Origin of the sequence: Vibrio crassostreae, assembly GCF_041439375.1 — a bacterium.
GTDB classification, from domain to species: Bacteria; Pseudomonadota; Gammaproteobacteria; order Enterobacterales; family Vibrionaceae; genus Vibrio; species Vibrio crassostreae_D.
Genome location: NZ_JBGONY010000006.1, coordinates 23,654 through 40,599 on the forward strand (window position 1 = coordinate 23,654; position 16,946 = coordinate 40,599).

13 protein-coding genes are annotated in these 16,946 nt (G+C 46.4%); 3 read left to right on the forward strand and 10 right to left on the reverse strand.

All coding sequences use genetic code 11. From position 1 onward, the window contains the following. Nucleotides 1–167: 167 nt before the first annotated feature. The gene (gene zntR / locus ACED45_RS04415) at nucleotides 168–608 is read left to right on the forward strand and encodes a Zn(2+)-responsive transcriptional regulator (protein WP_371713377.1); all 441 of its coding nucleotides are present in this window, start codon (nucleotides 168–170) and stop codon (nucleotides 606–608) included. An 89-nt stretch (nucleotides 609–697) separates the two neighbouring features. On the opposite strand, the gene fis is transcribed toward zntR, so the two are convergent. From fis to ACED45_RS04460, 9 genes are all read right to left on the reverse strand, one after another. After that, nucleotides 698–994, reverse strand: a complete 297-nt coding sequence (fis, locus tag ACED45_RS04420) for a DNA-binding transcriptional regulator Fis (protein ID WP_004729744.1) — start codon at nucleotides 992–994, stop codon at nucleotides 698–700. A gap of 23 nt (nucleotides 995–1,017) precedes the next feature. After that, nucleotides 1,018–1,986, reverse strand: a complete 969-nt coding sequence (dusB, locus tag ACED45_RS04425; RefSeq protein WP_032546269.1) for a tRNA dihydrouridine synthase DusB — start codon at nucleotides 1,984–1,986, stop codon at nucleotides 1,018–1,020. A 140-nt stretch (nucleotides 1,987–2,126) separates the two neighbouring features. Then, nucleotides 2,127–3,014 (reverse strand): 50S ribosomal protein L11 methyltransferase, encoded by an 888-nt coding sequence (gene prmA / locus ACED45_RS04430; RefSeq protein ID WP_146492401.1) that lies wholly within the window; start codon nucleotides 3,012–3,014, stop codon nucleotides 2,127–2,129. A 170-nt stretch (nucleotides 3,015–3,184) separates the two neighbouring features. Beyond that, nucleotides 3,185–4,528, reverse strand: a complete 1,344-nt coding sequence (gene accC, locus ACED45_RS04435; RefSeq protein WP_017062706.1) for an acetyl-CoA carboxylase biotin carboxylase subunit — start codon at nucleotides 4,526–4,528, stop codon at nucleotides 3,185–3,187. A gap of 15 nt (nucleotides 4,529–4,543) precedes the next feature. Beyond that, the gene (gene accB / locus ACED45_RS04440) at nucleotides 4,544–4,993 is read right to left on the reverse strand and encodes an acetyl-CoA carboxylase biotin carboxyl carrier protein (protein ID WP_248388910.1); all 450 of its coding nucleotides are present in this window, start codon (nucleotides 4,991–4,993) and stop codon (nucleotides 4,544–4,546) included. 74 nt (nucleotides 4,994–5,067) lie between these two features. Continuing rightward, the gene (gene aroQ, locus ACED45_RS04445; protein ID WP_010435475.1) at nucleotides 5,068–5,517 is read right to left on the reverse strand and encodes a type II 3-dehydroquinate dehydratase; all 450 of its coding nucleotides are present in this window, start codon (nucleotides 5,515–5,517) and stop codon (nucleotides 5,068–5,070) included. Nucleotides 5,518–5,839: 322 nt separating this feature from the next. Continuing rightward, nucleotides 5,840–7,789, reverse strand: coding sequence for an acetate--CoA ligase (gene acs, locus ACED45_RS04450; RefSeq protein ID WP_009844693.1), 1,950 nt, complete (start codon nucleotides 7,787–7,789; stop codon nucleotides 5,840–5,842). Nucleotides 7,790–8,007: 218 nt separating this feature from the next. Further along, nucleotides 8,008–8,640 (reverse strand): 3'-5' exonuclease, encoded by a 633-nt coding sequence (locus ACED45_RS04455; RefSeq protein ID WP_017062708.1) that lies wholly within the window; start codon nucleotides 8,638–8,640, stop codon nucleotides 8,008–8,010. A 10-nt stretch (nucleotides 8,641–8,650) separates the two neighbouring features. Further along, nucleotides 8,651–10,483: a DUF294 nucleotidyltransferase-like domain-containing protein gene (locus ACED45_RS04460; RefSeq protein WP_371713378.1), complete on the reverse strand. Its 1,833-nt coding sequence runs from the start codon at nucleotides 10,481–10,483 to the stop codon at nucleotides 8,651–8,653. Between the two features lie 232 nt (nucleotides 10,484–10,715). On the opposite strand from ACED45_RS04460, the gene ACED45_RS04465 reads away from it, so the two are divergent. After that, on the forward strand, nucleotides 10,716–11,912 hold the full coding sequence (locus ACED45_RS04465) for a 3-phenylpropionate MFS transporter (protein ID WP_017062710.1): 1,197 nt from the start codon (nucleotides 10,716–10,718) through the stop codon (nucleotides 11,910–11,912). Nucleotides 11,913–12,030: 118 nt separating this feature from the next. Continuing rightward, nucleotides 12,031–15,462 (forward strand): hybrid sensor histidine kinase/response regulator, encoded by a 3,432-nt coding sequence (locus tag ACED45_RS04470; RefSeq protein WP_371713379.1) that lies wholly within the window; start codon nucleotides 12,031–12,033, stop codon nucleotides 15,460–15,462. Nucleotides 15,463–15,555: 93 nt separating this feature from the next. On the opposite strand, the gene ACED45_RS04475 is transcribed toward ACED45_RS04470, so the two are convergent. Next, complete coding sequence (locus ACED45_RS04475) at nucleotides 15,556–16,941, reverse strand: class II fumarate hydratase (protein WP_371713380.1); 1,386 nt, start codon at nucleotides 16,939–16,941, stop codon at nucleotides 15,556–15,558. Nucleotides 16,942–16,946 lie beyond the last annotated feature (5 nt).

Consider the following 16,946-nt stretch of genomic DNA (forward strand, 5'->3'; position numbering starts at 1 on the left):
TATAAGATAACCAACTCCAAATTTGATGGCGCAGATTCTAACTAATTTATTACAAAAAAGCTCGCGCAATCGTTTGGCATCTCAAAATTAATTATGAAAAGTGCCATTTCAGCCTGAAAAGTAACGATAAGGTTAATTGTGGAATGGACGAAACAGTAGGAAAAAACATGTTTCAGATCGGTGAATTAGCGAAACGATGCGGTGTGACAGCCGATACCTTGCGATTTTATGAGAAGAATAACCTGATCGCGCCAGCCAGTCGCAGTGAGTCGGGTTATCGTCTGTATGATGAAAATAACCAGAAACAGGTGACGTTTATTCTTAAATCTAAAGCGTTGGGGCTGAGTTTGGACGAGGTTAAAGAATTGCTTGAGATTCGCCTTGAGGCCACACAGCACAGTTGCGCTGAAGTGAAGTCGATTACCTCAGCAAAGCTAGAGATGATTGATGAGAAGATTACCGAATTAACTAAGATTCGCACCGCACTTAAAAAGATTAATGATGCGTGTTGTGGCCATGTAGATGACGATGCAAGCCATTGTTCGATTCTGGCAGCTTTGGATTCTGCAAACGTCGACAAAGGGCGCTGTTGTCGCACTGGGGAGTAGTCAGCCACCGAGCAGGGCTATACAAGTCAAAAAAAAGCCAAACTCAAAAATGAGTTTGGCTTTCAATTCAATAAATTACGAAAGAATGATTAGTTCATGCCGTATTTTTTAAGTTTCTTGCGAAGAGTACCGCGGTTAATACCCATCATGGTTGCTGCGCGAGTTTGGTTACCGCGAGTGTACTGCATGATAGTGTCTAGTAGTGGCTGTTCAACTTCAGCTAATACTAATTCGTATAACTCGCTGACTTCTTGACCGTTTAATTGAGCAAGGTAATTTTTCAATGATGCTTTAACTGAGTCACGTAGTGGCTTCTGCGTGATTTGGTCTTGTGATGTAACTGTAGTTACTGTCAATGCTTCTGAAGTCAGATTTTGTTCGAACATATTCGGTCTAGCTCTTCTCGTAATTATGGTGCAACGTTATCAAAAAAACCTTCTAGCGCTTCAAGCTGCAGATCACCTGCTTCGAATGCGTTGAAGGTACGGCGAAACTCACTCGCTTGTTCATGTTCTTTTAGATACCAACCCACATGCTTACGAGCGATGCGAGGGCCTAAAAACTCTCCATAAAATTCATGTAGAGCGTGCACATGACCAAGCATGATGTCTTTCACTTCCGAAATCGGGAGTGGGTCCATCGTGGTGCCGTTTTCCAAATAGTGTAGGATTTCGTTAAAAATCCAAGGACGTCCTTGGGCAGGTCGACCTATCATTAAAGCATCAGCGCCGGTGTACTCCAGCACAAACTTCGCTTTTTCCGGACTATCGATATCACCGTTAGCGATAACCGGAATAGATACTGCTTGTTTCGCTGCTTTAATGTGTTTGTATTCTGCCTCACCTTTGTACATACAAGCGCGAGTTCTCCCGTGAAGGGCAAGTGCCTGTATGCCGCAGTCTTCGGCTATTTTCGCGATTTGGACACAGTTTCTATTGTCTGTATCCCAGCCTGTGCGCGTTTTCAACGTTACTGGAACGTCGACAGCATTTACCACCGCTTTCAGAATGTCTTCAATGAGTTCTGGATGCTGCAGTAGGGCTGAGCCCGCAAGCTTCTTATTCACTTTTTTGGCTGGACAACCCATGTTGATATCGATGATTTGCGCACCGTTATCGACATTAAATTGAGCAGCCTCGGCCATAAGCTGTGGATCTGCACCAGCGATTTGTACTGAACGAATGCCCGATTCGCCTTCATGTACCATACGCTGCTGAGACTTTGACGTTTTCCAAACTTTCGGATTGGAGGACATCATTTCACTGACTGCCATCCCCGCACCGTAGCGAAGACACAACTCACGGAATGGTCTATCCGTTACGCCAGCCATAGGAGCGACGATTAGATTGTTCTTAAGTTGATAATTTCCGATTTTCAAAAATGTCATCACAGTTCTGTACCAGCAAGGGCGCGCATTTTACGCATTTTTTCGCTGCGTGAAAAGACTAATATTTGAGCATTTACAATTTGTTTTTGTAATTTGTTTAAATTTCAGTCAATTAGCGCCCAAAGTCTTGTCTAGCCTTGCTTGCGACCTGAGATTCGACACCATTCTTGTTGCTCAATGATCGGATCAATGTGAAGCTCATCACGATAATAAGTCGCAACATCTTCTGCTTGTGTATCTAACACACCCGACATCGCAAGCACACCATTTGGCTTAACTAGGCCTTTGATGATGCCAGAAAGATCGCGTAATGGACCGGCAAGAATGTTGGCAACAACAACGTCAGCTAGCAAACCTTCCGGTTGATCTTGTGGCAAGAACACCTCTAGTTGCTCAGCAACGCCATTGCGTTGTGCGTTGTCTTTTGATGCAAGCAGAGCTTGAGGATCAATATCGATCCCGATAACTTTTGCCGCGCCTAGTTTGATCGCAGCGATCGCTAGGATGCCTGAGCCACAACCGAAGTCGATCACGGTTTTGCCTGTCAGGTCTAAGCCTTCAAGCCACTCAAGACACAATGCCGTTGTCGGGTGGGTACCTGTACCAAATGCAAGACCTGGGTCTAGCATTACGTTGACAGCGTCAGGTTCAGGGATATCGCGCCAGCTAGGGCAGATCCATAAACGCTCCCCAAACTTCATTGGGTGGAAGTTGTCCATCCATTCACGTTCCCAATCCTTGTCTTCAATTTGCTCTACTTTATGAGCAAAGTCTGCAGGGAACATGTTGCTTGCTTTAATCTGCGCTAGAACGACACTAGTATCAGTCTCAGCGTCGTAAAGCGCGAGAATGTCAGTATCACCCCAAAGGCGAGTTTCGCCCGGCAGAGGCTCAAATACAGGGGTATCTTGTGCATCCAGGAAAGTTACAGAAAGAGCACCAGTCTCTTCCATTAACATGTCGCCGATTTGTTCGGCATTTTCATTGGTAGCATTAAGCTTGATTTGAATCCAAGGCATGGCTGCATCTTCTATATGAGAAAAATTGGATGGCGAGTCTAGCAGAAAATATGAGCAAATTCACCAAAACCCCACGGAATATAATGGGGATTAAAGATTGATTTTTTCGGCGGCTCAAAAACAAAAATGCTCACCGAAGTGAGCATTTTGACTGTTCTTAAACGAACGGGTTATGACAAACCAAGTTTCTTCTCAAGGTAGTGGATGTTTGCACCACCGTGTTGGAAGTTTTCGTCGTTCATAATAGACAATTGAAGCTCGGTATTAACGTTAATACCTTCAACAATCATTTCACCCAATGCGTTCTTCATACGAGCGATAGCAACATCACGGTTCTCACCGTAAGTGATCAGCTTACCAATCATTGAATCGTAGTGTGGTGGCACTGTGTAACCCGTGTAGATGTGAGATTCCCAACGTACGCCCATGCCGCCCGGTGCGTGGAAACGTTCAATCTTACCTGGTGAAGGTAGGAAGCGAACTGGATCTTCAGCATTGATACGACATTCGATTGAGTGGCCGCGCAGCTTAATATCATCCTGAGTGAATGATAGAGGCTGACCAGCTGCAATACGTAGCTGTTCTTTCACTAGGTCGATACCCGTTACCATTTCAGTAATCGTGTGTTCAACCTGGATACGAGTGTTCATTTCGATGAAGTAGAACTCACCGTTTTCGTATAGGAATTCAAATGTACCTGCGCCGCGGTAACCGATCTCAATACATGCACGAGTACAGCGTTCACCGATGTACTTACGCATCTCTTCAGTGATACCTGGAGCTGGTGCTTCTTCCACAACTTTCTGGTGACGACGCTGCATTGAACAGTCACGCTCACCTAGGTGGATAGCATTGCCTTGACCATCTGCAAGCACTTGTACTTCAATGTGACGTGGGTTTTCTAGGAATTTCTCCATGTAAACCATGTCGTTGTTGAAACATGCTTTTGCTTCAGCGCGAGTCATCGCGATAGCTTCTGTTAGTTCTGCTTCAGAACGAACAACACGCATACCACGACCGCCGCCGCCGCCAGATGCCTTGATGATAACTGGGAAGCCAATGCGCTTAGCGTGCGCTTTGTTTTTCGCTTCGTCATCGTCAAGAGGACCGTCAGAACCTGGTACACAAGGTACGCCAGCTTTCTTCATTGACGTGATAGCTGACACTTTGTCACCCATCATACGAATGGTTTCAGCTTTAGGGCCAACAAAGATAAAGCCACTGCGCTCTACCTGTTCTGCAAAGTCTGCATTTTCAGATAGGAAGCCATAGCCAGGGTGGACAGCTACTGCACCTGTCACTTCAGCTGCGCTGATGATACGAGGGATGTTTAGGTAGCTATCGATACCACGAGCTGGACCGATACAAATGGTTTCGTCTGCAAGCAGTACGTGCTTAAGATCACGGTCAGCAGTTGAGTGAACCGCTACCGTTTTAATGCCAAGCTCTTTACATGCACGCAGAATACGTAGTGCAATTTCACCACGGTTCGCGATTACTAATTTATCTAACATAATGAGTGCTCTCTATTATTCGATAATTACTAGAGCTTGGTCGAATTCTACTGGTTGACCGTCTTCAACTAGGATAGCTGTTACAACACCAGATTTATCAGCTTCGATTTGGTTCATCATTTTCATTGCTTCAACGATACATAGAGTTTCGCCAGCAGTTACAGATTGACCAACTTTAACGAATGGTTTTGCGTCTGGGCTTGGAGCGCCGTAGAAAGTACCAACCATTGGAGAAAGAACTTGGTGACCAGCTGGAACTGCAGGAGCCGCTGCTTCTGCTGCTACAGGTGCCGCCGCAGGAGCTGCTGCTACAGGAGCTGGAGCTGCTGCATATTGAACAGGTGCTACAGGTGCGGTGCTGTTACGACTGATTCGTACTGACTCTTCACCTTCAGAGATTTCTAGCTCAGAAATACCAGACTCTTCAACCAATTCGATTAGCTTTTTGATTTTGCGAATATCCATTGTTTCTTTCTCTTTATCTGTTAATTGAACTTACTCTTTGACTGAGTAGGTTAGTAATAGTTCGTTGTTTATGTTTACTTTGAGTTGAGCTTGCTGAGCGCCGCGGTCAAAGCAAATTGATAACCTTGGGCACCTAAGCCACAAATCACACCTTCTGCTTTATCAGATAGGTAAGAGTGGTGACGGAATGGTTCACGCGCGTGAACATTCGATAGATGAACCTCAATAAATGGGATTGCAACGCCAAGTAGTGCATCACGCAGTGCCACACTGGTATGTGTAAAGGCTGCTGGGTTGATAATGATAAAATCAACATTTTGATAAGCACTATGGATCGCTTCAATCAGTTCATACTCGCGATTTGACTGTAAATGAGATAGCTCAACATCGTGTGCTTTCGCTTGCTCGGTCAATGAGCTAATAATCTGGTCAAGTGTTTGAGAACCGTAGTGTGCCGGCTCTCTTAGGCCTAACAGGTTAAGGTTTGGGCCATTTAAAACTAGAATGCGAAACTTTGTAGACATCGTGGGGCTATCTTCCTTTATCGTGTTTACGAACGTGAATGTTGCCATTTTATTGAAAATTTGCGGTTAATTTCTAGTGAGAAAAACCCAAATTTAAAAATTAGAACCAGATTATAGCTAATTCAGCGCAAATCGCAGCAATTTACTGGTCTAATCTCCTATTGATACAGCGTGGAATTGTTACCAACTTAACAAAAAAGCGCCTTAGCCTTAATTTGGGGCTGGATATTTGAGATCAAGATCAGCCATAAAAAAACCGCCACATAGGTGACGGTTTAGGTAAGGTCTGTTTTAAACAGTAATTCAGGGTGTGACCGGTTGCTTATGCCAGTTCTGCTTTCTCGGCAATCAGCTTATCAACCACACTTGGGTCTGCCAAAGTAGAGGTATCACCTAGGTTACCTGTATCACCGGTAGCAATCTTACGCAGGATACGACGCATGATTTTACCTGAACGAGTTTTCGGTAATGAGTCGGTCCAGTGCAGCACATCTGGCGTTGCGATTGGGCCAATCTCTTTACGTACCCAGTCTTTCACTTCTTTATGAAGTTCAGCAGTTGGGAACTCGCCATCATTCAGCGTGATGTAAGCGTAAATCGCTTGGCCTTTAATATCATGAGGGATACCCACAATCGCGGCCTCTGCGATCTTATCAAACGCGACTAGAGCCGATTCAATTTCTGCAGTACCCATACGGTGACCAGAGACGTTAAGTACGTCATCAACACGGCCAGTAATCCAGTAGTAGCCGTCTTCATCACGACGAGCGCCATCACTGGTGAAGTACATGCCTTTAAATGTAGAGAAGTAAGTCTGTTCAAAGCGGTCATGATCGCCATGAACGGTACGCATTTGGCCCGGCCAAGAATCTAGAATCACTAGGTTGCCGTCTGTTGCACCCTCAATGATGTTACCCATGTTATCAACCAGTGCCGGTTGCACACCGAAGAATGGACGAGTTGCAGAGCCCGGTTTCAGGTCTGTTGCGCCTGGTAGCGGTGCAATCAAGATACCGCCCGTTTCTGTTTGCCACCATGTATCAACAATTGGAGATTGCTCATTACCGATTGTTTTGTAGTACCACTCCCACGCCTCTGGGTTGATAGGTTCACCCACTGAGCCCATGATTCTTAGGCTGTCACGAGAAGTACCTTCAACGGCTTCATTGCCTTTCGCCATCAATGCACGAATAGCCGTTGGCGCCGTATAAAGAATATTAACTTGGTGCTTATCGACCACTTCGCTCATGCGGCTGGTGTTCGGGTAATTTGGCACGCCTTCAAACAGAATCGTTTTTGCGCCATTAGCAAGCGGTCCGTAAACAAGATATGTGTGACCGGTAATCCAACCCACATCGGCTGTACACCAGAAAGTCTCGCCTTCTTGGTAATCGAATACGTATTTGAAGGTCATCGCAGCATAAACAAGGTAGCCACCTGTGGTGTGCATAACGCCTTTAGGTTTACCTGTTGAGCCTGACGTATAAAGGATGAATAGTGGATCTTCTGCGTTCATCTCTTCTGGTGGGCAATCTGCAGATACATTAGCAATAGCATCGTGCCACCACACATCGCGATGTTCGTGCCATGCCACATCACCGCCAGTGCGTTTGAATACAACAACCTTCTCGATGTTTTTCACTTCAGGGTTCGTCAGTGCTTCATCGACATTCTTTTTCAGTGGAACAGCACGGCCGCCACGCACGCCTTCATCGGCAGTGATAACGACTTTAGAATTTGAATCGATAATACGACCAGACAGTGCTTCTGGTGAGAAACCACCAAATACGACTGTGTGAACCGCACCGATACGGGTACACGCCAGCATGGCTACTGCCGCTTCTGGCACCATTGGCATGTATAAACAAACCACATCACCTTTGCGCACGCCTTGCTCTTTTAGAGCATTCGAAAACAGGCACACTTCTTTATGCAGTTCATTAAAAGTTAGAGTTTTATCATCTGCCGGGTCATCGCCTTCCCAGATGATAGCGACTTCATCACCGCGCTCAGCAAGGTGGCGGTCGATACAGTTAGCCGAAACGTTAAGCGTGCCATCTTCAAACCAGCGAATATCAATGTGGCCAGGGTCGAAAGAGGTGTTTTTTACTTGTGTGAAAGGTTTGATCCAATCAACGATTTTTCCGTGTTCACCCCAAAAGCCTTCAGGGTCAGAAACAGATTGCTGGTACATGGCTAGGTAAGTGTCATTATCCGCGTGTGTGGTTGATTTAATATTTTCTTTTACCGGATAAACGTGGGCTTCACTCATTGCATCTCTCCTTGTGCCTACATTCCTAATGAACTGGCAACTTCCTTTGTGTTCAGTTTCTAGGTCTATTACAGAACCGTCTTTGTGTTATCACTCTCGGCTAGGACGGCGATTTCCACAATTAGACTTTAGGATGAGACGCTGCTTTTCACTTACAAAATAGCGAGTTAAGTTCAATTTTGAGATGTTGCTCTCTATGTGAAGCGCCAGTGGTTGAATTAAGAATAAGAAGAGTTGAAACGGGGAAGGTCACCATGTTTCAGGCGCACAAAGATCAGCGCAGCGGAGATAGCGTCTTGTAATGCATCATGTTTATTGACCGGGATAGGTAAATCGAGTTGGCGACAGATGGCGTCCATACTGAGATCAAAATAGGCATTGGGCAGCTGTCTTTCGAGTTTGTCTTGATAGAGTTGGCTCACTTCGACTAATCGGTTAGGCAGTGGAAATCCAAGCTGTTTTAAACAGGCGCGGTCGAGAATTTTTTTATCATAGCGGATGTGATAGCCGACTAAAGGACGATTTCCAATGAAGTTCAGTAGCTCGATTAAAGCCTGTTTTTCTTCGATGCCGTGCTTTAGATCTTGATGACGGATACGGTGGATTTTTATTGAATTGCAATCGAGCGATTGGGGGGCGCGCAACCGGACTTCAAAAGGTTGGCTGGTAATGATTCGGTTACCGATGATCTTGGTCGCGGCAATGGTAACTAATTCTGCCTGATTGGGATCTAGGCTGGTGGTTTCACAATCGAGCGATACATATTCATGATCAATAGGCGCAGTAAACAGAGGCTGATAGAGGGAGCCTTTGAGCTTGTGATGCCAGTAATAGCGAACCAACCTATTCATCGTTCAATGCCTAATCCCGTATCTGATAGTGGTAGCCGAGCCATTGCTTGAATTTCTTCACCACGTGCAGGCTATGACGAAGCAGATCCCTGTCTGCTCGTTCCATCAGTTTGACGTTAATCTTGTTGCTGCTGTGCTGCTGAGAAAGCCTTTGGGCTAAGCGCCACTTAAAGAATTGCTTGAGTGCTTCACTGAGATTATCGGCAGTACTTTGCTCTAATACTTTCTTGCTGACCAGCTGCTCAATGCGTTCGAAGGTGTTGTTGACCGTGACACCATGTTCTAGGCAAAGCGCTCTCACACCATGCACGATAGGGAAAATACCGCCTTGTTTGATATCGAGTCCGGACTTAGATTGCTTCACATTACCAAACAGGGTCAGGGGAACTGAGAAGTTCAGCGCCGGGCGGCAGAACTCCGTCAGAATCAATTCTTGTCCGAGCATTAAATCACTGAGGTGCTGCTTTACAGGTTTTAATAACTCTCTATTCCCCGCTACTGCGTGTGCATCTGCCATGATCGCGATATCCATCACGGTGTCTGGCGTGGCTTTTTTTACCCAATGGGTGAGGGTTTGTTTCCACTCTTGTTCTGAATGCACCCATTTCGGATTGTTGACCATTACGTTGCCCGGGCACAGTGGGTAACCCAATTGTTGAAGGGTATGGGTGAGGTCGTTCATGGCACTTTGGCATTGATGCCATTCCAAACCATCTTGAATAATCAGAGCGTTGTCTTGATCGGTTTTGAGAATTTGCTCTCCACGCCCCTCAGAACCCAGCACGATTAGGCAGCAATGATTATGCAGTGCAGGTGGGATCACCAACTCAAAAGCCTTCTCTATGATCTGTTCGTTGACCGCAGAAATCAGCTCCATGATAAAGCGTGTGCGAATCCCATTACTGAGCAAGCTCTCGACCAGTTGACGTTGTTTGTTGGATGCCATTGCCAATTCTTCAACGCTGGTGGCGCGCGCAATACGCAAAGTAAGAACGTGGGAGTGTGTGGAGAATGCACTGAGAATCTGTGTCATATCCACCATGCCGACCGCATTTTTACCATCACAAACCATCAACCTTTTTACTCGATTTCTGGTCATGGTAATCATGGCGTTAAATAAGAAATCGCCTTGGTTCACGTGCATCACCGGAAACGTTGCGATCTCACCGACAGGCGCATCCAGTGTGAAATTATCGAGCATCACAGCATGCAATAAATTGGTTCGAGTGACGATTCCATACGGCAAGGAACATGATGATCCAAAAGCTTTTGGATCATCATGTTCCAAATGGACTAGGGCCGAGTCTAACCCTTGTTCTTTAAGGGTTTGAGTGACTTGGTTGATCGGTTGGTTTGGTTCAAGTATCAGTGGTGGGTGATAGATAGAGTCATCCACTTTGGTTAATATAAACTCGGCAAGATTCTGTTGCTGCTGGGCGGCTTCTATCAAAGCTTTTCGTGTTGATAGGTTGCTATCAAAGTAGGCAGCGAATTGGCCATTGGCGTGGTAAAGCTCAAGAAAAATATCGGTGGGCAGCAGATAACTTAATGTATCTTCGAGTGCGATATATTGGTGTTTGGTGTGGGGTTCAAACTGGCTGCGGACATCAAAAATATCGTCATTGGCATAGTGTGCGTAAATCTCACCATCACTGCTCGCGCGCTCTTCAACAGCTCCTTTGATCAAAATATGCAGGTGTCGGCTCGGCCTTTCAGCTTCCAGTATCACTTCTTGAGAGCGGTAATACACCACGTCTAATGAAGAGCGAAGCTTCAACTGTTCGGCGTCGGACAGGCTATCGAAGGGCGGGTGCTGCATATTAAATTTGTCAGGCATAAGCATCACAAGAAGAAATGGGAGTCTTTAATCAGTCTGACAAAATACCAGCGAAGCTCCAGACGACTTTAGTCTAAATGCGAGTATGAGTATTGATGAGCGTGAAATCTCTTGTTGAAATGCGATATCCAGACCCATTGAATATGGGAATACTATCCCAGTAATAATTCCCTTTTTCATCGTATGCGAGATAGGCATAATTGGTGCTGCCTTTTTCCGCACACTTTATAGGTCATTTATGTTTAGCCCTTCACCCTATGGCTGGATCTCTCAGTATTTTCTTGGTTTCTTTTTTGCGTATGGCGTGTATTTGCCATTTTGGGCGTTGTGGTTTGAAGACCAAGGCGTGTCTGCTGGTGATATTGGCGTATTGATTGGTATCGGCTTTGCGACTCGTTGTGTGGCCAACTTAGTGATTACGCCGCGTATCCATAAAGTGGAACACTTGATGCCAGCGCTACGCTGTTTGAGTTTCGCTGCGCTGCTGTTTGTCGGTTTCCACTTCTTCACCGGTGGCAGCTTTATACTGATGTTGTTGGCAACGGTACTGTTTAACCTCTGTTGTGGGCCGATCATTCCTCTTTCTGATGCGATGGCTAACCATTACAGTCGTTTGAAAATGCTCGACTACGGCCGAACTCGTCTTTGGGGATCAATTGCCTTTATCGCAGGTTCAACGGTTGTTGGCTATTTGGTGGCACAATTCGGCACTGACATGATTTTGTATACTGCGCTTGCCGGTGTGTTGCTGTCATTGATTCTTGCGATGAGAAACCCCAATGTGATGCCAGTAACACAATCTGAGCAACAAGCGGCGCGACCAAAACTAGGTGAACTGCTGCGTGAGTCGTCAGTGGTAAAGTTTTTAGCCTTGATGGCGCTGCTGCAAGGTAGTCATGCGGCTTACTACAGTTTTAGTGCGATTTATTGGAAAGAAGCGGGTCACTCAGAAGCTATCATCGGTTATTTGTGGAGTTTAGGTGTTGTTGCTGAAGTGGCCGTATTTGCTCTGAGTAAGCGATTATTCTCAGGCTGGTCACTGCGTACTTTGTTTGTCGTCGCGGCTATTGGGGTGATGGCGCGTTGGGGTATTACCGCATCAACCACGGCGATTTTTGCACTGGTGATGGTGCAGTTGCTGCACGGTGTGACATTTGCCATGGCACACATCGCCGCGATTCAATACATCCAATCTGAAGAACAAAACAAGATGGTTGCGCTACAAGCCCTGTATAACGCGATTCCATTAGGTGCCTTTATTGCACTGATGACCACCTTAAGTGGTTGGGGTTATGAGCTTTGGGGCGCAAATATCTTCTGGGGCATGGCTGCAATGGGTGCACTTGCTCTGTTCATTAAGTTGGATGAAAGAAGTTCAGTGGTTGAGATTAATCAATCAGATTCGGAACAGTCAGAATCTCACAGCAAATGCTGATAATTAGAGTCTAAAGCACAGAATTTAAGCGATGCGATTGAGTTAATCACCCATCCTTAGTTAAATAAAACCTCTCCCTTATGGAGAGGTTTTTTTATGGATGAAAAAAGGGTTTTCAATGCAAGGATGGATAGTAATTCCAGTCTCTTTAGCCTACTTGGGCGTGTTATTTCTGATCGCTTGGTATGGAGACAGGCAGGTTCGTTGGCTATCGCGTTGGCGCCCGTGGATCTATAGCCTTTCGATTGCCGTGTATTGTACCTCTTGGACCTTCTATGGAACGGTCGGGCAGGCGAGTAACAACCCTTGGTCTTTTTTACCCATTTACCTCGCCCCGATTCTAGTCTTTACACTAGGCTGGCGGATCTTGGCGCGGCTGATCCTGATTGCGAAGCGGGAACATATCACCTCCATTGCCGACTTTATCGCGGCTCGTTATGGAAAATCTCAGGGCTTAGCGGTGGCGGTGACGGTTATCGCCGTGGTTGGTATCCTTCCTTATATTGCTCTGCAACTGCGTGGTATCACCATGGGGTTGGATATTGTTGCACCCAACCTAGCGGCTGACTTCGGTTATCAGGACTATCATGTGTCTTGGTTTGTGGTCGGTGCTTTGGCCATTTTTACCATGCTGTTTGGTACAAGGCACATTGATAACACAGAGCATCACCGTGGCATGATGATGGCGGTGGCGTTTGAGTCGATTGTAAAACTAGCGGCTTTCTTGATTGTTGGTCTGTTTATCATTTACCTCGCGATGAGCAGCGATAAAATCGACTTGCTTGATGTTGCAGCTTCCACTTATGAATCGCCCAATATTCCCACGTTAGTGATTCACACTATTCTCACGATGTTGGCAATTGTCTGTCTGCCGCGTCAGTTTCACACCATGGTGGTAGAGAACGAACGTCCGCAAGATTTGCATACCGCTCGCTGGTTATTTCCGCTTTACCTGATTTTGATGGGACTGTTCGTGCTGCCAATTGCTTGGGCAGGGCAAGGGCTACTTACTGGCATGCCTGCGGATACCTACGTGATCAGTGTACCAATGGCAGAAGGCGCTAATCACATTGCATTGTTAGCTTTCCTTGGTGGTACTTCTGCGGCGAGTGGCATGGTGATTGTATCGACCATTGCACTGGCGATCATGGTATCGAATGACTTAGTGATGCCATTGCTACTGCGCCGTATGCGTCTAACCCAAAGAACACATCGACACTTTTCTGGCCTGTTATTAGTGATTCGTCGCGGGCTAATTTTACTGCTGTTACTGGGTGCTTGGCTGTTTTATCAGGCTCTCGATACCATTCATTCACTGTCAGCGATTGGTTTTCTTTCGTTTGCTGCGATTGCTCAATTCGCGCCAGCATTGATTGGTGGTTTGTACTGGCGCCCGGGTAACCGCAAGGGTGTGTATGTCGGCTTAATGGTGGGCTCGTTGATTTGGCTTATCACCCTAATGAGTCAAACGAGCATGTTGGCAGGCGACAGCCAAAGTAACCTTTTGCTGTGGATTATCACGCCACCAGAGTTGCTCAGCAGTTGGGATATCAGTAGTTCAAACTGGGGAATTGTGCTGAGTATTGTGCTTAATACCTTGTGCTATGCCGTGGTTTCGATGTCCACAAGACCAAGCCTAAGTGAGCGCTTACAATCAGCAGCATTTGTTGGTACACCGCTGCCTGAGAATGAAAACATCAGCCTTTACCAGAATCGTGTGACGGTTGCGGAACTAGAGATGTTGGCATCACGCTTTGTCGGTCGAAAGCGAGCGAAAAGCGCCTTACACAGCTATTGGCAACAACACGGACAACCGCTGCTTCCCAATCAACAAGCACCTGCGAGTTTGATTCGACATGCAGAGCGCGTACTCGCGGGTGTATTCGGTGCCTCTTCCGCTAAGTTAGTACTTACTTCTGCTTTACAGGGCAGAAACATGCAGCTTGAAGAGGTCGCGACCATCGTTGATGAGGCCTCTGAGCTATACGATTTTAGCCGTGGTTTACTACAAGGTGCGATTGAACACATTGGTCAAGGCATCGCAGTGATCGATAAGCAAATGAGGCTGGTGGCGTGGAACCAACGTTACTTAGAACTGTTTGAATTTCCTGCGGGTTTGATTCAGGTTGGACGACCCATTTCAGATGTGATTCGTCACAATGCCGAGCAAGGTTTGTGTGGTCCGGGTGACCCAGAAGATCACGTTCGCCGCCGTGTTTATCACCTTGAACAAGGCACTAGACACACCTCTTCTCGTATTCGTCCTGATGGTCGAGTGATTGAGGTGCAAGGTAACCCGATGCCAAGTGGTGGCTTTGTAATGAGCTTTACCGATATCACGGTATTTAGGCAAGCAGAGCAAGCGCTAAAAGATGCTAATGAAAGCTTGGAGTCGAGAGTACATGAGCGAACTCAAGAGCTCGAAAAACTGAACCATCGCTTGGTAAAAGCAACTCAGATTTCGGATCAAGAATCACAATCCAAGAGTCGTTTTCTAGCCGCGGTAAGCCACGATTTAATGCAGCCGCTCAATGCTGCGCGCTTGTTTGCTTCGTCACTTTCTGAGGTGGCAAAAGAGCAAGAGGTGAAGCAGTTGTCATCTCATATCGAGAGTGCGTTAGGGGCCGCAGAAGATCTGATTGGCGACTTGTTGGATATCTCTCGCTTGGAGTCAGGGAAATTAGAAACCAACATTCACGCGATTGCCGTGCACGATGTGCTAACCAACTTGAACGCGGAATTTAGCGCGTTAGCGAGACAACAAAAAATTGAGTTTCAGATGATCCCATCGTCATTGTTCATTCACTCAGATCCTAAGTTATTAAGGCGTGTGATTCAGAACTTTTTGACCAATGCTTTCCGCTATAACCCTGAAGGGAAAGTGATACTCGGTGCAAGGCGAGTGAACGGTCAGGTACGAATCGATGTGTGGGATAACGGAACCGGTATCGATGAAGACAAGCAACAAGAGATCTTCGAAGAGTTTACTCGTGGTAGCCAAGTTCGTGCTGACCAAGGGTTGGGGCTAGGGCTAGCCATCTCCAAAGGTATTGCTCATGTGCTTGGTCATCAAATTTCGATGCGTTCATGGCCGGGTCAAGGCAGTGTTTTTTCCATCACCTTAGCTCGAGCAGAAAGAGTTGCTCCAGTAGTGCAAGCTTCGACACCAGTGGTGACCAGCGACATCGAGCATCTCAAGATATTGTGTGTCGACAATGAACGAGAAATTTTAGTCGGTATGGAAAACTTGATTGGACGTTGGGGCTGTGAGGTTAAGACGGCGGTTGATCTGGTCGAAAGCTTGAAGTGTCTCGACGATGGCTGGCAGCCGGATGTAATTTTCTCGGATTATCGTCTCGACAATGGTCGAACCGGGCTTGAAGTCTTACAACAGTGTCGCTTGCGCCTTGGAGACTCTTTTGAAGGGGTCATCATTAGTGCCGATAGAACCGATGACATGTTGGCAGCGATAAAGGCCAACAGCTTTAGCTTTATTGCTAAGCCAGTGAAGCCACTAAAACTCAGAGCGGTATTGAATCGTGTGAGTTAATTTAATTAACTATTTTCAATTAACTACTAGCGACTAAAAAGGCCTCAGATGAGGCCTTTTTTGATCCGATAGACTTGTTATGAGTTACTGATTTTAACCTGCGATACCACCTTGAGTGAGAGCGGTTGGGTCAAGAAGCTTGCTGAGTTCTTCTCGGCTGAGATCGGTTTCTCTTTCTGCAACGTCAAGAATCGGTAAGCCTTCTTTGTAGGCCTTCTTTGCAATATCAGCTGCCTTCAAGTAGCCAATCACAGGGTTAAGTGCGGTCACTAGGATTGGGTTCTTTGACAGTGCCAAATCGAGATTGTCTTGGCGTACCGTGAAGGTCGCGATGGCTTTGTCCGCTAAAGCGACAGAGCTGTTAGCTAAAAGCTCTATACTTTCTAATACGTTATGAGCAATCACTGGCAGCATCACGTTTAGCTGGAAGTTACCAGATTGGCCTGCGACAGTAATGGTGGTGTCGTTACCAATTACTTGTGCTGCCGCCATAGCTGCGGCTTCTGGAATCACAGGGTTTACTTTGCCTGGCATGATAGAAGAACCTGGCTGTAGTGCTTGCAATTCAATTTCACCTAAGCCTGCCAATGGGCCAGAGTTCATCCAACGAAGATCGTTTGAGATCTTCATGATCGCAACGGCTGCAGTTTTGAGCTGACCCGAGAATGCAACGATCGCGTCTTGGCTGCTGAGATTAAAAAAGAAGTTCTCACTCGCGTTAAAGCTGACCTTTGTCGATTGAGACAAGTTACTTGCAAACTTATCGGCAAAGCGTGGGTCGGCATTGATCCCCGTTCCTACCGCCGTTCCACCTTGAGCAAGTGCTTTAATAGCGGGCAGGGTGCTTTCAATGGCTTGCTTAGCGTGTTCAATCTGGAACTTCCAACCACCAAGTTCTTGAGCAAAGGTAATTGGCATCGCATCCATTAGGTGAGTACGGCCTGTTTTTACTACCTCAGCCAGCTCTTGCTGTTTAACGGTAAGTGCTTCTGAAAGGTGAGTTAATGCCGGTAGCAGTTTGTTTTCAGCCATAAGGGCGACACTGACTTGAATTGCGGTTGGTACCACATCGTTGCTGCTTTGGCCCATATTGACGTGATCATTCGGATTCACGTCCCCTTGCAAACTTCTTGAAGCGAGTGTTGCAATCACTTCGTTGGCATTCATGTTGGAGCTAGTACCAGAGCCAGTTTGGTAAACATCGATCGGGAATTGATCGAGGTATTTACCATCGATGATCTCTTGGCTCGCTTCGGCAATCGCATTGGCAATATCACCTTCCAATAAACCCAACTGAGCGTTGGTGTCTGCGGCGGCCTGTTTAATGAATGCCAATGCTTGAATGAAGCTGGTGGGCATCTTGTGTGAACTAAAAGCAAAGTTATCTGCAGCACGTTGAGTTTGTGCTTGGTATAGCGCATCAGTAGGGACTTTCACTTCGCCCATGCTGTCTTTCTCAATTCGATATTGTAGGGTCATCTTCT